The organism is Pseudomonas sp. SWRI68 (assembly GCF_014269165.1).
GTDB classification, from domain to species: domain Bacteria; phylum Pseudomonadota; class Gammaproteobacteria; order Pseudomonadales; family Pseudomonadaceae; genus Aquipseudomonas; species Aquipseudomonas capeferrum.
In genome coordinates, this window is record NZ_JABWRU010000024.1 from 1 (window position 1) to 15,579 (window position 15,579).

Consider the following 15,579-nt stretch of genomic DNA (forward strand, 5'->3'; position numbering starts at 1 on the left):
CGACTTTGCTGTCGGGACGCATCATGGCGGACTGGCTCCAGAAAGAAATCGGGAGCGCAGCATCGGGCTTCAGGTAGTCGCTTGGAATGTGGGCTTCATGGAGCGGACACACATTATCGAGCACATGTTTGGCTGGCTGAAAGAGAACCGCCGCATCGTGACACGCTTCGACAAGCTTGCGAAAAGCTATGCAGCAATGGTCTCACTGGCTTGTTCCATGCGGCGTTTGCGACATCTCTTTTCGTACAGAGCCTAGATATATCCAGCGAGCCCTGATTGATAACGTGCTCTTCGACAGTTTTAACTAGTTCTCTATTAACCGATTTCGAGCGCTCTTTCTCAGCATCTTGAGCTTGCTCTTCACTCAGGCTTACTTGATATAAAGCGACTAAGAGAGATACGGCTACGCCCTCTAATGTGGTAAGGGTTGATGCAATCCAGCTTTTCCTTTTCTTGGTACTATCGAGTCCTTCTAGCTCTATGCTGCCCTCTAATTCAATAGGGCCTAACGTTTAAGCCAACGGGCAGGCAAAAGCGTAGCTTTTGGCTATCCAGCGAACGGAGCGAGCGATAGTTGAGCGAATTGTTAGCCTTTACTGAGAATATATTGGCATTGGTCGATAATTACATCAAGCTTTATGACCCAAGGGCGTAGTTCTGCTCTCTTCCATTCGCGGGGGTCTGCCCAGCCTAAAGCCTTTAGTCGGGCTGAAGTATAAAGCTGATAGTCATAATCGCTGATAGCCATTGATGCATGGCTCCATTTTCGCGCTAGCTCTCTTTCTTGGTCGCGAGATGGCTCGGTTCCTTGCTCTAAATCGTACAAGTAGGCCTTTGTTGCGATTACGGCATCCATTACCAGTTGTAGAGCCTCTCGCTTGTTTCTGAGCTCTTCAGATGTCTCATTACTCTTCTCTTTCCAGAATCTAGCGGCGTCAATAATGGCAGACAATGCTTCGATAACCATGTTCGGATCTCTAAGAGGCTAAATACAGGATTAAGCCGCGCCACAAAGTGGCGTCGGATTGAATAAATTTTTAGGCCTCCGCCTCGCGACCCTCGATGTGCTGCTTTTCGCTCTCGTAGGAGATGAAGCGGTGCACGGTCTCGACGCGCGTAGTTCGGCCTGAAAGAACGACAAAATCAATCTCCCCACCGATGCCTAGCTGATGCTGGACTGGTTGGGACCGATCGTGTTGCTGTTGGCGCACGACAATATCGATCATGAAATCCGGAAATTGGATATTGTCTGTGGCCGGGACCGGAACCTGCGGCTTTAATCCAAGCGCGTAAGGAAGACGCTCCGGTTGGAAGTTGGCGATTGATCTGTAGGCATATCCAACGTACTGCCCCTCTGCTCGTGAGTAGCCAAAGTGATAGATCGTTGTGGTAATGGATCCGAGCCCGCCAGCTGCATCTGCTGATGCCTTGAGCACACTTGGCGCGATGGATCCGACGTTATCAACATCTCCTAAACACATCAGGGTTTGCAGGTAACCAAACCAGCCAGTTACGAAACCGGCGTGGCCGGTTCCTGCGACCAACAGATCAGAGTCTGGAACGGACAGGAACTTACGTTGAAAGGCCAGCGGCATGCGGTCATCAGCTCCAACCACCAAAGTGTCCATTGCGACGCAAACTTGATCGGGTTGAAGTGCGAATACGAGTGCGGTCATGTATAGGAGGCCTAGCGTTTGGTTAAGGGGCGGGCTTTAGCCCATCCCAGTGAGCGAAGCGAACGATTGAACCAATTTTTATACGAAATCAAGGATCTGAATAAGTGCTTGTAGCAATATTGAAATGGTAGCAAATATAGCACCGATCGCATTCCATCGAGATTGTGCAGAAAAAGTCGCAGACATATCCCACCCATCCAAGCTTACGGACGCATAACATTCCTTGTTCCTTTGTCTATCCGTGTCTAGGCTGAGGCTTTCAGCGTGCAGATGAGCGTATAAGGGAGTTATACACCATGGATGAGCAACCAGTTTTGCTCGACCAAACGCGGGAGCAAATTCGCCTGCGACTCTACCGATTCTCACAGATCGTGTCTATTGCAGGAGAGTTACACCGTGCGGCAGGAATAGGTTCGCTGAGGTCCAGGCAGCTCATGCGAATTTCGCAGTGTGTTACTGCGTCTTTACCAGCACTCAGCACTAGGCAGCATTTTCTCTGATCCTGACCGTCAGCTTCTGGTGGTACAGCATCTTTGACTCAAAGCCTCAGAGTGAACTCTCACCGTCACAGCCTTAGATGAGCCCGCACCTCGTGAAATCTGGCTTTCGGTCTTCCAATTGGTATTCCAGAACTACTTTTTGAACAGAATTTTTTCAGCGAAAATATAGGCTTAGCCAATCAATTCAGACCACCCCGGCTCACCTATCAGCTGATACTTGGTAAACCCAATCAAGCCGCCTCGGCTTAACGCTTACCCCCAGCCCTCCCCTCACGGCCCACCATCGCAGTCAGTGAATCCTCCAGCGCCGCTACCCCAAACCGCTCCCTCCCCCTTTTGGATTTGCACCTCGCAGCATTAAATCCTACTGTGCACGGCGTTTTTGGATATGGACGATAAGGATATGGCCCAACTCTTCCCGGCACTCAGTGCCTGTCGCTTCGACGCTCCCGGCGAAAAACGCCTGGCGGAGCGACTCGAGAAAAAGCTCTCAAACGACTGGCTATGCTGGTTCAACGTGCCAGTAGGCCCAAAAGGTCTGCAACCTGACTTTGTCCTGTTGCACCCTAAAATCGGGCTATTGGTGCTCGAAGTCAAAGACTGGAAAATGACTTCGCTGATCTCGATAACGGCCAGCGATGTGAAAAAATATGATGATGGTCAGGAAAAAACCGTTATCAATCCCCTGGCGCAGGCCCGCAAGAATGCCTTTGAAACCGTTCAGGCACTGGAGAAAGACAGCGCGCTGACCCAAGGTGCTGAGGCTTACCGGCCCGGCAAGCTGATCATGCCGTACAGCTGGGGGGTGGTGCTCACCGAGATCACTCGCAAAGAGTTCGAGGCAAGACAGCTTGGTGCCGCGATGGAGGGCACGCGGGTCATCTGCAAGGACGAGATGTACGAAACCGCCGACAGCAGCGTATTCGAACAGCAAGTTTGCAAGATGCTGGTCCATCAGTTTCCCGTGCATCTGGTACCAGAACAGATCGACCGAGTGCGTTATCACTTGTTTCCAGAGATCCGCTTGAGCCCTGCCCCCGCCCAGTTCGGGTTGTTCAGTGAACAAGACGCGCCCCTTCCCTGCCTGCTGAAAGTGATGGACCTTCAGCAAGAGCAGTTGGCGCGCTCAATGGGCGATGGCCATCGGGTGATCCACGGTGTGGCAGGTAGCGGTAAAACCATGATCCTGGTCTATCGCTGCTTGTACCTGGCTCGCGCAGCCACTAAACCGGTGCTGGTCTTGTGCTTCAACAAAACACTTGCCGCGCGTTTGAACCAGGTGCTGCAACAGCACCGCCAGGAGCACAAGGTAACCGTCGTAGGCTTTCACGCCTGGTGCCACAGTTTGCTGACCCAAGCAAAACTCGCCATCCCCGAAATGAAAGGGGCGAAGTTTATTCAAGCACTGGAAGAAGAGGTGCTTCGGCAAATGGAAAGCGGCGCCCTCGCGCCCGAACAGTACGGTGCCATCCTGATTGATGAAGGGCATGACTTCAAACCCGAGTGGTTCCGTTTGGTCGTACATCAGGTTGATCGTGAGCGCGAGGACCTATTGGTACTGTATGACGACGCCCAAGCGATCTATCGCGGCAAAGCGCCGAGCACAAAATTGGCGTTCAGTTTTGCCAGCGTAGGCATCAAGGCTTCTGGCCGTACCACGGTGCTGCGTATCAATTATCGCAACACGCTGGAAGTGCTGTCGGTTGCCCATGCATTCTCCAAGGAGTTGCTAAGCGCACGCGACGCCGAAGACGACCATGTACCTGTGCTTGCCCCCCAAAGTGCAGGTCGCCGGGGTGAGATGCCACAGCTTCTAAGCCTTGCTGGGCCTGCACAAGAGGCGCAATGCCTGGTTACTAGGCTGAGGGCAGAACATGAAAACGGCAGAGCCTGGGACGACATGGCGGTCATTTACCGGCATACCGAGCAGGCCTTCTGGGTTGAAGAGGCGCTAAAGGCGGCAGGTATCCCCTACACCACCGCACGCGTGAGCTCTCAGCGCACAAAGCTTTACGCCCACCATTCGGTAAAAATCGTCAGCATGCACTCCAGCAAAGGGCTGGAGTTTGGTTTTGTGATGATCCCGCGCCTGCATGAAATGCCAGCCAAGGGCGAAGATGAAGCTGACGAGATGCGTTTGCTATACGTGGCGATGACGCGCGCAGTCGATCGCCTGGTAATGAGCCATCAAGGTGAGTCGGGCTTCACCGAACGTCTCGGGGAAGCAATCGCTCAAGTAAAAGCCAGCCTTTAGGTCAACGGCTGTTCGTACAGCGGTTTGGAATAGCCGCTGTCACCCATATTTTTGTAAGGTAAGAAATGGACTTCACACCCATCATCGCCCAGCACTGGATCCCCCTGAGCTGGTTCATCCCCCTCGTCATCTTGCTTTTCGCACTCAAGTCTCCAGGTGTAAAGGGCTACCTCGGCGAGCTGCTTGTACGCTACTTCGCCTACCTGTACCTGAACGAGCAAACCTATCGCCGCCTGCACAACATCACCCTGGACACCCCGGACGGCACCACCCAGATCGACCACGTTTTCGTCTCGGTGTACGGTATTTTCGTGCTGGAAACGAAGAATATGAACGGCTGGATCTTCGGCAGCGAAAAGCAGCCCCAGTGGACGCAGAAGCTCTACAAGCGCACGTTCAAATTCCAGAACCCGCTGCGGCAGAACTACAAGCACCTCAAAGCACTGGAAACGACCTTGGGCGTGAATGCCGAGCACCTGCACTCGGTGATCACCTTCGTCGGTGACAGCACGTTCAAAACGCAGATGCCTGCAAACGTTACCCAAGGCAGCAAGTTCATTCGCTACATCAAATCGTTTAATCAGCCGGTGTTCACCGAGGCCGATGTGAACGCCATGCTGCAAACCCTGCAAACCGGCCGCCGTGCCCCTACCCGCGCTACCCACCGCGAGCATGTGCAAAACCTGAAACGCCGCAGCGACCCGACAGCCGAGCGGCAATGCCCTAAATGTGGCAATGCGCTGCTGGTTCGGACCGCCAAATCAGGGGCGAAGGCAGGGCAGCAGTTTTGGGGTTGTTCGGCATTCCCCAAATGCCGAACGATGCAGAGTCTTTAAGCGTGAGAGGGGCTTGCGGGCGTGTCGATTCAGCCGATACGACCAGGGCCCTTCAGTTCAGCTTTCAACCGGCGGGCTTCGTGTCGGGCTGCTTTGTCACCGGCAGCATCAAGTGCTCGCACGTTCAGCCCGAGGTCACCGTCAAAGCACATGGGGCCACCGCAATCGTCGTCATACTCCTGGCCGTCATAGAGCCCGCCGTCATGGTAAGCGCGGACGTTTGAGGCGGTCACATCTTCGCCGAGCATTTTGCTGAGATAGATCCAGGTCCAGGTATCCACCGTTGGTGTGCCTTCAGCTTGCTCGACCAACCAACGCATGGACTTGATGTGCCCCAACGGAGCGGCCTTTGCCGCCCAGTAGGCGCAGTCATCTTTCAGTTTTGACCTGACCACGACCGAGGCAGTCTCACAAACAACATACGGCGAGTCCGAGTCTTTCAATAACTGGAGATGGGCACGGGCCGCATTCAAATCACGTTTGCCTAATGCGTCGGCGGCCGCGTCGATCAGTGCGTATGGGTTATGGCCGGCGACCGCACAATCGTAGTGGTACTGATAGCGGTCACGAACATGCTTGTAACCCGCCGCTTCGTTCGCAAAGATTTCCTCTACCTCGGAAAGCACCCGTCCGGCACGCCGCTGTTTCAACCAGTAATCCGACTTATCTGCTTCTTCATCCACCATCGCCTGGTAGATCTGCGAGATCGGGTAGTGCAGTGCAGGCTTGCGAGCACACTCCTGCTCAAGCATGCCGAGGGCTATTGCCATCGTTGGTGCGTCGTCTGGCTGTATGCACTCCATAAACGTAATGAGCACGTCAGCCTGGCAGTCGTCGAGGCCACCTTCGAAAAGGCTGATGAGGGCAGCATGGGGAATGGCAACCAGCTCCAAGCTTTCAGCAATTTCCTTGAGCTTTGCAGCTGTGGCGTGAGCGTCACCCTGAGCCCTGATTGCCCGGTGCCTCTGAGCGGCTCGCTCGAGGGAGTATTGGCAGCCGAAGGCAACCTGTGCATCGCCTACATCAATGGCTCCGTTGCCGCAGCTGATGATGAATGCCTGGCTGCTCAAGCTGGCGAACGAGCCATAGCCCATCAGGGCTGCGAGCATTTCGTAGGTATGGCCAACGGAGAGTTTGGAACCGAGGCGGGAGTTGATTCCCTGGCGAACGGCGAAAACAAGATCTTTGAGCGTCATGAGTCAATCCTCAAGGCCCGTCGATGCAGTGGGGTACGCGTTTAAGCCGTATCGACGAGCGAGAGGCTTGATCAAAGTATGTGGAGTACAGATGCCATTTTTTACTCGCGTACAAGTAGGCCTGGCGGCGCGGGCCACTATAGGGGATTGGCTAGCCACAGGGAAGCCCCCCCAAACCCTCCCAGCGAAAATGCAACCACTTGTTTGATAGCCGATTTTTTCATAGCGCCACTCCCGCAGGCGGGTCAGATATGGCCATTTGCCTTACGATCAAACACATTACCACCATGTCAAAAAGTTGATACGCCAGTCTTTTTGATAGAGAATTAGAAACAGGATGCATTTTAGCGTATTTCAGTATGCTTTAAGCGAGTGCAGGGAATGGACGAAGACAGAACCTCAGATGCGGCCGTGCCGCCCATCGACCAGCTTGATCTCACGGCACACGGCGTTTTGGGCCACTTCGCCGCGTCGTCGCGCAATGTCCAGCTGCTGAATTTTCTGATGGCCATGGACCGCGTGGACCGCTGGGCCGTGGACTTTGACGAAGACGCTCCCGGGCAACAGTTCGAAATCCAGCTGCTGATGCAAGAAATCCAAACCTTCGTGGAGGCCTATGCGCGCGTGCTGCATCGGCTTCCGCAGCCATTCGCCGAGCTGCTGGCACACCTCACTTCGTCGCGCTGCATGTACCTGGTGCGGTATATCGCGCAACGCAATGAAGCTTTCACCGGGGCGCTGGCCGCGCTGTTAGGCAGCGACTCAGCGCAGTCGATGGACCTGGCGGCGTTTCGGCGTCGGCTGGATGCCTTCAGCAAGACGCACCTGCTCAGCGAGATTTTCTGCGGGGAGCGGCTGCGCGAGATATCACAGATCATGGGGAGTTACGCAGATGTATAAGGGACGCTTGAACCCTGTCGCACAGGCGATAGGCAAATCTGTGGGCAAGCGCGCGGTGCTGGGCAGGGTGCTGGGCGCCTGGCTGGTGCTGACCGGGCCGGCTTTCGGGGCAACCAGCAGCCTGGGCGCGACGTCGAGCAGCCTGATCTCGCAGCAGGATTCGGTCGTCGCCGATGCCATCAAGGCCGATGCCGAGGACTGCGCCGAGGGCACCAAGGAAGGCACCATTGGCGCCTCCATCGGCGATGCGCTGAAGATCCATACCGAGCTGGCGTCGGCCACACCCAATGTCGAGTCGCTGTTCAGCGCCACGGCGGATTGCTTCGGTGGCCTTAGCAGCCTGTTCGACCTCTCGGGCTCCATCCCGAGCCTGGGCAGCATCCTCGCCTCCGCCCAGGCGGCAGTTCTGCAATATGCGCAGAAAAAGGTGTGTTCGGCGGTACAGCAGGTCGCCTCGATGGTTACCACGCCAATCAACCAGGCGATTGGCAAGGTCAGCAGCGGCACCTCGCTGGGCGACCTCAACGGCCTCACCAACGGCCTGGTCAGCCAGGGCATGAGCACGCTCGACCCAGAGCTGGGCAGCGGCTACCACAACGCCGCGGCAGGCTACGAAGCCACCTACACCGTGGATGTGAACCCGTTCAACTACGTGCAGACCGACTTCGGCGGTGGTGCCGGTGCCGGCACGGGTACCACGGCCCCAGCAAGCACCAACAGCGTAGCGGCGCCTGCCAGCGCAGCACCGGCCCCCGTCAGCACGCCAAGTGCCTCGCCAAACTCGAACAGCGGGTCGTCCAGCTCCGCTGCGGGCCTGTTCAACTAAAAGGGGCTGTCGATGAAAAAGATCGCAGCAGTTCTGGCGGTGGGTCTTGCGGTCGGGGCCACGGCGCTGCCGGCCCAGGCGCTGACCTGGGCATCGGTGCTGACGTTCTTCAACACGATGCAGAGCGAAATGAGTGCCTGGTCGGTGACGGTCAAGCAGACCGCGCTGTCGGCCAACGTCGTCTCGCAGGTGGACAGCGACTCGAAAAAGCAGCTGGCCAACGCGGTAGGCACCATCGACATGTCCGACCGGGTGATGAAGGCCGTGACATCGTTCGATTCTGCCGTTGGGCAGCCGGTAACCATCAAATGCACGGCCCAGGAGCAGGGCAAGCTGTTCGTGGAGGCCGTGTCCCAGCGTGACAAGGACACGGCAAGGCTGATGGCCACTTACGCCTCCCAGCGTGTGGGCTCCAGGGTTACGGCCGATCAGTCGGCCCTGGCCATGCACCGCGATACCTACTGCACCGTGTCCGAGGCCAGGCAGGGCATGTGCACGCTCAACGCCAACGGCATGCAGGGCTGGGATGTGGATTACGCCGGGCCGTTCAGCGAGAACACCCTCGCCCCCGAAGGCGAGGCGGCAGCGTATGCCTACACCGCGATGATCACCGATCAGCGCGCCGAGGCGCACATCGACTGCACCTCAGCCGCCTGCAACGCCGCCCAGTCGCAGCAGCTCGCCACCTCGGCGATGAGCGCGATGGCTGCCAACTCTCTCGTAGGGCAAGTGACGGACCGTCGCGTGCCAATGCTCACAGGGCAGTGATATGAATTTTCGGCTCAAGTTAGCGGGCATTGTCGCGGGGTCGACAATGCTCTCCAGTGTTTCCTACGGTGCGCTGTACGGTTTCGGCCCCGCAGAGGCATGGACCGCAGCGCAGATATCGACGCACACGGCGACAGTGGGCGCCAATATTGCCGCCTTTGGCACCAGCTTCGGTGCGCAGATGACGACCAAGTTCGAGCAGATCATTTCGGCGGTGGCCATTGCCACCAAGCAGGAAGCGCTGTCTGCAAACGTGGTGGCGGACAACAACCGGCAAACGTCTGAACAGCTGGTGAACGCCATTCGTGCGCAGCAGCAGAACACTGCGGTCGCCAAAGCCTACCTTGACTTCAACGCGGCGACCGGCCAAGGCTTCGACCCTTGCGGTACGGTGGCCAAGAACAAGTCGATGGACCTGGCCTTCACCACCCTGGCCGCCAAGGCCAAGGCGGCAGTCGGTGTACTCGACGCCTCCCCGGGTCGCCTGGTGACGTCAACCTCCCAGGCGATGCAAGCGCGCCTGAAAGAGCACCGCGACAAGTTCTGTACCGCCGCAGAGGCGGATGCCGGGCTGTGCACGCTCAGCGCCTTGCCCGGCGGCGATACCAATGCCGCCCTGCTGTTCGAGCCTGCGGAAGAGAACTCGCTGACGACCGAAGCGCGTACTGCCTACATTCAGCATGTGATTGGCCCGCCGGACGAGAAGCTTGCCAAAGAGGCCGGTGCGACGCCTGCCGGTGAAACCTACATGGTCCAGAAAAACCGCAAGGACTCGATGTTGTCGGTGCCGGCCTACAGCTTGTCGACCATCAACGCAGCCAACACCCGCAGCACCCAGTTCGGCGGCAAGTCGCCCAACGAAGTGCTCAAGCTGCGTGTGAACCAGTATTTCGGCGGCAAGGAAGCCGAGCAGTGGTCGGGCAACCTGGCGCGCCAGACCCAGCGCGGGCTATTGGTGGAGGCCGCCAAGATGGGCGGCCTCGAAGTATGGATCCATCAGCAGCAGTACGAGCAGAACCAACGGCTGATCGCCAACCTGGCGACACTGGTGGTCGCCTCGTCCGACCGCCTCGACGCGCCGCTGGAGTCGCGTTATCAGAAGGTGCTGTCTGAAACCGCCAAGCAGGCGGTGCAATGAGATGCGTATGAAAAAGGACTTCGACGAAGCGCGCGAGTCGCGTAAATGGAAGGTGTCGTTCGGCATATCGCTGGCCCTCACCTCTACGCTGGCCTGGGCCTACTGCCCACCGCAGTATCAGGAAACCGTCGTGGCGCCGGCGTTCACGGCGGCTACCCAGACGCTCAACGGGGCGGTGTCCACAGTCGACGCCTCCCTTTCGGCGTTGCTCGAGACCCAAAGCCAGCGCCTGACCTCCGCCATCGCGGTAATGACCAAGCAGAAAGCCCTGTCGGCCAACACCGTTGCCGAGGCAGGGCGCAATGCGGCGCAACAAACGGCGACCGCGCTGAACGTGCTGGCGCAGACCCAGCGGGTCAAGCAGGCCCGCTTCGACTATGGCGGTGAGTTCGGCCAAGGCTTCTCGCCGTGCAAGGTCTACTCGACCCGAACGCTGATGAGCAACCGCGATGCCGACATGACCACCGAGGTTCGCCAACGGGTCAAAGCCGAGATCGTCGCCGCACCGGGCACCTATGCCGAGCCGATCAGCGCCCAGTCAGCACTGGTGAAGGCACGGCAGAAGTTCTGCACGCAAGACCAGGCCGATTCGGGCATGTGCCAATCGACCGGGTCGATGCCCGGCGCCGACCTGACCGTGGCTACCTTGTTCGAACCCGCCATGGAAGGCGAAACGCTGTACGAGGCCAAGGTCGGGTTCGTCAACAACATCGCTGGCCTGCCTGACGGCCCGGTACCAGCATCGGCCGGCAAATCGTCTGCCGCCGAAGACTATTCCCTGTCCAAGGCCCGTAAAGACGCGCTGGTCTCGCCTGCACTCTCCAGCCTCAAGGCCATCCAGCTCGACTACTCGGGTGTAGAGGGCAAGGAGACAGGCTCCGACCTGCCGCTGGCGGTGCACTTCCGTAACGAGGTCAAACGCTATTCGGGCAACACCGCCGAATACGACAGCTGGGCCCGGGTGATGGCGGCGCAGAACGAGCGCGGCGCGCTGGTCGAGTTGCTGAAGATCAAGGCGCTGGACCTGGCCATCCAAGAGAAGCAGTACCGCCAATACGAAAGCATGGAAGCCCAACTGGCTTCGCTGGTGTCGCTGGAAGTTACTGCAGGTGGCGCACAAGCCCGCACCAGCCAAGCCGCCTCGGATGCCGCCAAGCAAAACGTGAAGCAGAGTGTTAAGTGACGGAGCGCAAGGTATGAACAGAACGATCTTGCGAGGCGTGGCTGCCTTGGGGCTGGCGGTTTACGCCCACAGCGCCATAGCCGACACTTGCATGGTATCGCCGACCGACAAGGAAGTTGTTTCCGGGCGTTTCGGCAAATTCCGCGGCGGCGGCTCGGGCAACTTCGGCTCGGCCAACAAGAAAGCGCACATGCACGATGGCCTCGACTTCTCTACCAGTGGCGCGTCGCAACCGGTGTACGCGACCACTGAAGGTGTCATCGCATTTGTCGGAAGCCGAGGGTCGGCGGGCAACACAGTGCTGATCAAACGGGACAACGGCGATATCGTCGCGTATTACCACCTTAGCGGTTTTGCTAATGGCGTGAAGCGCTACGCTACGGTAAAACCCGGGCAGCAACTTGGCCTGTCGGGCAATACGCCCAGCAGCAGCATGACCAAGCATTTGCACTTCACCTATGGCACCGCGCAAAAGGATGCGGCCAGGGCCAAGGCGTTTGCCGAAAATGCTCACCGTGGGCCCTTTAACCCGGCCCAGTTACCGCCCGTGTTCAATCGCCAGGACGACATTGGCTACAAGACTGACCCGGCACCCTATTTCTGCCAAACTTATTCCATTCAGGATGGCCACCCGGAGCACTACCCGATCCTGGGCAAGGATACCAAGGCGCAACACCAGATCCTGTTCGGCAATGTGCCCTCAGGCGGCGTCGCCCCCGACTCCACGGCCGAACCCGTGCAGGTGGCCGCTGCCAACGCCGATGCCGCACTCGCCGAAGCAGATGGCAAAACACCTGAGATGTACTTGTCTGACGCCGATGGCTATGGTGCCTTGCCGACAGCCCCCATTGGTGGCTACGACACCATGTCGGTTTCGGAAATGATGATGACTGAAGCGACACGGCGGTTCAGCGACGCTGAGTGGAACAACAGCATCACGCACGTTTCCAGCCGCGCCCTGTGGGTCGACTACAACCGGGCGACAGGTGTCAGCAATTACCTGTCGGAAGCGATTTATCGCAAGAAAGAAAAAGTTGAAGCATTGCTTGCCGTTTACGCGTCGCAGAAATTGGCAGGTCAACGGGCACAGACCGATTGGGCGCATCAGCGCGCCCAGAAAGGAGCTGTGTCCAGATCCATTGAATAACGCGGCGCCCACGAAAAGGTAATCAAAGATGGAACCCAAAGAACTCGAGAAGCCTGAACCGGCCGTCGCTCACTCTGCTGCCGGGCCGCACGCCGAGCCAGGGCGCAGTTACGCAGGCATCTTGGTCCATCATGGCGCGGCGCCCGCTCACAACGACCCTGCACAACCGAAAAGCTACTACGTCACCTTGAAATCCCCCGCTGGCGAGCAAACCCTGTGGGGCGCCGAGCTTGAGCAAGCCATACGCGGCGCTGCAGTGCAGCGCGGCCAGGCTGTGCAGCTGGATTACCAAGGCAACGCCGAGCATTCGGCGCAAGCCACCTGGAGCGCCCGCTCGATCGATGCGGCAGCGTTGCAGGCCGCTGACGCCAACGCAACGCCGCAGGGGACGGCTGCCGGCCGGGATACCCCCGCCAGCCAGGCGCCAACTGCCCGCACCGAGATCGACCCCGTGGCACTCGATGCGCTGATGCAGGTGGCGGGCGATGTGAAGAAGAAAATGGACTCGCTCGACCCCGAGGAAGTGCGGCGGATCAACGCCTCCTTGCATGAGAATGACGCTGCCTCTGGCAAACGCTCGGAGCGCGAGGCCAATGGTGCCGAAACCTTGTTGCGTGGCACTGCCGAGCTGGTGGGTGGCGTCGCGTCGTTGACGGGTGCTGCCATGCAGGGCCTGGGCAAGGGTGCGGACGCGCTGGCCAATGCCTGGCGCGGCGGCTCAAAGGCGCAGGAAGCCGCAGAGCCTGCGTTCTCGGAAGAAACGGCTGGCCGGGTGCCGGTTTTGCCTCGCCTTTCCGAATACCGGGTCGATCAGGTCGAGAAAGCCGCCAGCAACTACGAGAAGGCACATGTTGCCTTCTGGAATGCGGACAACATGCCCCAGGTTCGCCAGCAGATCGAAGCGCGCGCCGAGCAAACCGGCCTGACCGTGCCCGAAGTGATCGAGAAGATGAAGCCCGATGGCGAATTCACCGACCTGCACGAAACATTCGTCGAGGCTGTAGGCCAGTCGCCCGAGGCCCAGAGCAACAAAAAAGCCATGGACAAGGCCCTCACCGGCTGGGCGCGGCAATACGGGCGCGCCCAGGAAGAGCTGCTGAACCCGGAAACCGACGGCAGCCCGCATTACGACAAGCTCAAGAACCGGCTCGAAACGTCCAGCCAGAGCATGCATGCCAACGCCGGCAATACACCGGCCTTCGACGGCGAAGCGCAATCGCACCTGGAGCGCCTCAAAGACGTCATGCAGCGCATCGCCGAGCGGCTCAAGGAAATGCTCCAAGGGATCGTCGACATGGTCCGTGGCAAGCCTTCGGGCCCATCGTCAGGCAACGATTACACCCCGTGATGGGGGCCGCCACCCCGGCGGCAGGCTCAGCACCAGGCCAATGCCGAATGGAGCCATGAAGGCGCAGGCATAAACATCCAAGCAAGGAGAACGGAATGAAAGAATACAGCAACTGGAAAGAACTCACCGCCACGCCAGAGGCCCATCTGGATTTCCTGCGGGTGGTCGATGCCAGCCTGGACGAGGGCCTGGGTGGCAAGAACCTCTATCAGAAACTGGCCCAGGAAATCACCGTGGATGGCAAGGCGTTCAGCCAGGCCTTCCACTTGAACAACCTGGAGAACAACTCGGGTAACTGGGATACCGACGAAACACCTGACCCGGTGAAACTGGAAATCGTCTCGCTGTCGTCGAAGATCAAACAGGCTGACCCTGGCTACGACATGGCCCATTTCACAGTCGGTTACGAATACATGATCAGTGAGATGAAAGAACGTGGCTTAGACGTGGATGCCGGTCTGGATCACAGCGACCCGGCACCCGCACGCACCAGCGGTTCGGACTACGAACCTGGCATGTAATGCCTGGAGGCGCCTGTGAAAAACACCCTATCGATCGCCCTGGCGTTGAGCGCATTGGCCCTGGTGAGTGCTGCCCAGGCTCAGAACGCCCCTGAGCCGGCTGAAGAGCAGTGGCAGGAGTTGCCGCGCAACACCACCATCTACGTGCCAGTACCGACGCGGATCACCCCCGTATCCGCCTACCGGTCGTGTTCCGGTCGCTATGAAGGTGAACGTTGTGACTTCGCCACGCCTCAGCAGGGGGTCGTCGAAGGCACCTGCCAGGCCCCCGAAATGCGCCAACCGCCGGCGTATGGGTATCAGGTGCAGCAGTACCCTGCACAGGTGCGAACGGGGTTGGTGTGCGTGCCGCCGGACGCCCCACCTTCCGGCGGCCAAGGCGCTGAGCCTGGCAACCCTGGCCATGAGACCCCTTACGCGCCCCCACCTGCCCCACTGCCGCCCGCTGAAGCCCCGGCGCAATAGCCAGCCGAGGCTGCCCGGCTCAGCGCCTAGGGCGCTGGGTCCGAGTCGTCCGGTTGCGAGCGCGGTGCAACCGCCGCCTGCATGCTCAGGATGAACTGGTGTGTTTCAGGCAGCTGTTTCTGGAACGTTTCATCCTGCTCCGGCGGGCGCTGGATGTGCCCCTCACGCAGGCCCAGCGCCACCTGCTGCTGATAACGCTCGACGAACCGCTCACGGATACGCCGGGCCTCAGGCGTATCTTCGCCGGCAAGCTCCTCCAGCAGCCCTTGTGCCGCCTGCGTGAAGACCAGGGTGCGCTGGTACTGTTCGGTCTTCAGCTCAGATTGCGCAAACGTGGACTCGAATTGCTTCTCCATCGCCTTGATGGTGAGTTCCTGCAACTCATTGGCGCTGTTGAGGGCGGCGACCACACTGGTCAGGCGGGCCTCCTCGGCCACTGCGCTGCGGTTGGCTTCGTTGGCCTTGGCGACTTGCGACAACTGCTCGTACATCAGGTCGATTACCGCCTTCTGACGCTTCACATGGTCCCTGAGCTGTACCGCTTCTGCGAAGTACTGGCGCACGTGCCCACGCAGCGGCTCCAGCTTCTGGTTGGCGTGGGCCGCGCCGGCATCCCAGCCTTGTGAATAACCGTGGGAGCGCCCCTGCTCGAAGCCCTCCCGGCGCCCTTGGTCGCGGCCAACGTGGAGGTTGGCCTCGGCCTGTTGCGCAGAGCCGTTGTAGCCGCCGTCCAGGCTCATGTTGCCCTTGCGTGCTGCCCAGTTTTGGTCCATTTCGTTACCTCCTTCCATTGGCGCATCGTCGCGTCACACGCCTCACAC

General features: G+C 58.9%; 15 protein-coding genes and 1 pseudogene. 12 read left to right on the top strand and 4 right to left on the bottom strand.

Translation table 11 applies throughout. From position 1 onward, the window contains the following. Positions 1 to 256 (top strand): annotated as a pseudogene (locus HU770_RS27175) (hypothetical protein); the annotation flags it as partial. A gap of 330 nt (positions 257 to 586) precedes the next feature. Here HU770_RS27175 and HU770_RS23585 read toward each other — a convergent pair. Both HU770_RS23585 and HU770_RS23590 read right to left on the bottom strand, forming a co-directional pair. Next, complete coding sequence (locus HU770_RS23585; RefSeq protein WP_186665778.1) at positions 587 to 967, bottom strand: hypothetical protein; 381 nt, start codon at positions 965 to 967, stop codon at positions 587 to 589. Between the two features lie 70 nt (positions 968 to 1,037). Next, a complete protein-coding gene (locus HU770_RS23590) occupies positions 1,038 to 1,676 on the bottom strand; it encodes a hypothetical protein (protein ID WP_186665780.1) in 639 nt (212 codons plus the stop codon). Between the two features lie 903 nt (positions 1,677 to 2,579). Here HU770_RS23590 and HU770_RS23595 point away from each other — a divergent pair. Then, entirely contained in the window at positions 2,580 to 4,430 is a 1,851-nt protein-coding gene (locus HU770_RS23595) for a 3'-5' exonuclease (RefSeq protein WP_186665782.1), read from the top strand. A 65-nt stretch (positions 4,431 to 4,495) separates the two neighbouring features. Then, a complete protein-coding gene (locus HU770_RS23600; protein ID WP_186665784.1) occupies positions 4,496 to 5,266 on the top strand; it encodes an NERD domain-containing protein in 771 nt (256 codons plus the stop codon). A gap of 29 nt (positions 5,267 to 5,295) precedes the next feature. On the opposite strand, the gene HU770_RS23605 is transcribed toward HU770_RS23600, so the two are convergent. Continuing rightward, the gene (locus HU770_RS23605; RefSeq protein WP_186665786.1) at positions 5,296 to 6,462 is read right to left on the bottom strand and encodes a hypothetical protein; all 1,167 of its coding nucleotides are present in this window, start codon (positions 6,460 to 6,462) and stop codon (positions 5,296 to 5,298) included. A gap of 381 nt (positions 6,463 to 6,843) precedes the next feature. Here HU770_RS23605 and HU770_RS23610 point away from each other — a divergent pair, with 381 nt between their 5' ends. From HU770_RS23610 to HU770_RS23650, 9 genes are all read left to right on the top strand, one after another. Continuing rightward, entirely contained in the window at positions 6,844 to 7,362 is a 519-nt protein-coding gene (locus tag HU770_RS23610; protein WP_186665788.1) for a type IV secretion protein IcmW, read from the top strand. Further along, the gene (locus HU770_RS23615; RefSeq protein ID WP_186665790.1) at positions 7,355 to 8,188 is read left to right on the top strand and encodes a hypothetical protein; all 834 of its coding nucleotides are present in this window, start codon (positions 7,355 to 7,357) and stop codon (positions 8,186 to 8,188) included. The genes HU770_RS23610 and HU770_RS23615 overlap by 8 nt, the downstream gene beginning before the upstream one ends. Before the next feature lie 12 nt (positions 8,189 to 8,200). Next, positions 8,201 to 8,956 carry a hypothetical protein gene (locus tag HU770_RS23620; RefSeq protein ID WP_095063807.1) on the top strand — a complete coding sequence of 252 codons (756 nt, stop codon included), beginning with the start codon at positions 8,201 to 8,203 and terminating at the stop codon, positions 8,954 to 8,956. A gap of 46 nt (positions 8,957 to 9,002) precedes the next feature. Then, positions 9,003 to 10,094, top strand: coding sequence for a hypothetical protein (locus HU770_RS23625; protein ID WP_227696460.1), 1,092 nt, complete (start codon positions 9,003 to 9,005; stop codon positions 10,092 to 10,094). Between the two features lie 7 nt (positions 10,095 to 10,101). Further along, the gene (locus tag HU770_RS23630) at positions 10,102 to 11,277 is read left to right on the top strand and encodes a hypothetical protein (protein ID WP_186652613.1); all 1,176 of its coding nucleotides are present in this window, start codon (positions 10,102 to 10,104) and stop codon (positions 11,275 to 11,277) included. Between the two features lie 13 nt (positions 11,278 to 11,290). Continuing rightward, on the top strand, positions 11,291 to 12,424 hold the full coding sequence (locus HU770_RS23635) for a M23 family metallopeptidase (RefSeq protein ID WP_186665792.1): 1,134 nt from the start codon (positions 11,291 to 11,293) through the stop codon (positions 12,422 to 12,424). 28 nt (positions 12,425 to 12,452) lie between these two features. After that, positions 12,453 to 13,772 carry a hypothetical protein gene (locus HU770_RS23640; protein ID WP_186665794.1) on the top strand — a complete coding sequence of 440 codons (1,320 nt, stop codon included), beginning with the start codon at positions 12,453 to 12,455 and terminating at the stop codon, positions 13,770 to 13,772. 95 nt (positions 13,773 to 13,867) lie between these two features. Then, the gene (locus tag HU770_RS23645; RefSeq protein WP_186665796.1) at positions 13,868 to 14,293 is read left to right on the top strand and encodes a hypothetical protein; all 426 of its coding nucleotides are present in this window, start codon (positions 13,868 to 13,870) and stop codon (positions 14,291 to 14,293) included. 15 nt (positions 14,294 to 14,308) lie between these two features. Continuing rightward, on the top strand, positions 14,309 to 14,758 hold the full coding sequence (locus HU770_RS23650; RefSeq protein WP_095063813.1) for a hypothetical protein: 450 nt from the start codon (positions 14,309 to 14,311) through the stop codon (positions 14,756 to 14,758). Positions 14,759 to 14,784: 26 nt separating this feature from the next. Here the strand turns inward: HU770_RS23650 and HU770_RS23655 are convergent, their stop codons facing one another. Further along, positions 14,785 to 15,531: a hypothetical protein gene (locus tag HU770_RS23655; protein ID WP_186652616.1), complete on the bottom strand. Its 747-nt coding sequence runs from the start codon at positions 15,529 to 15,531 to the stop codon at positions 14,785 to 14,787. Between the last annotated feature and the right edge of the window lie 48 nt (positions 15,532 to 15,579).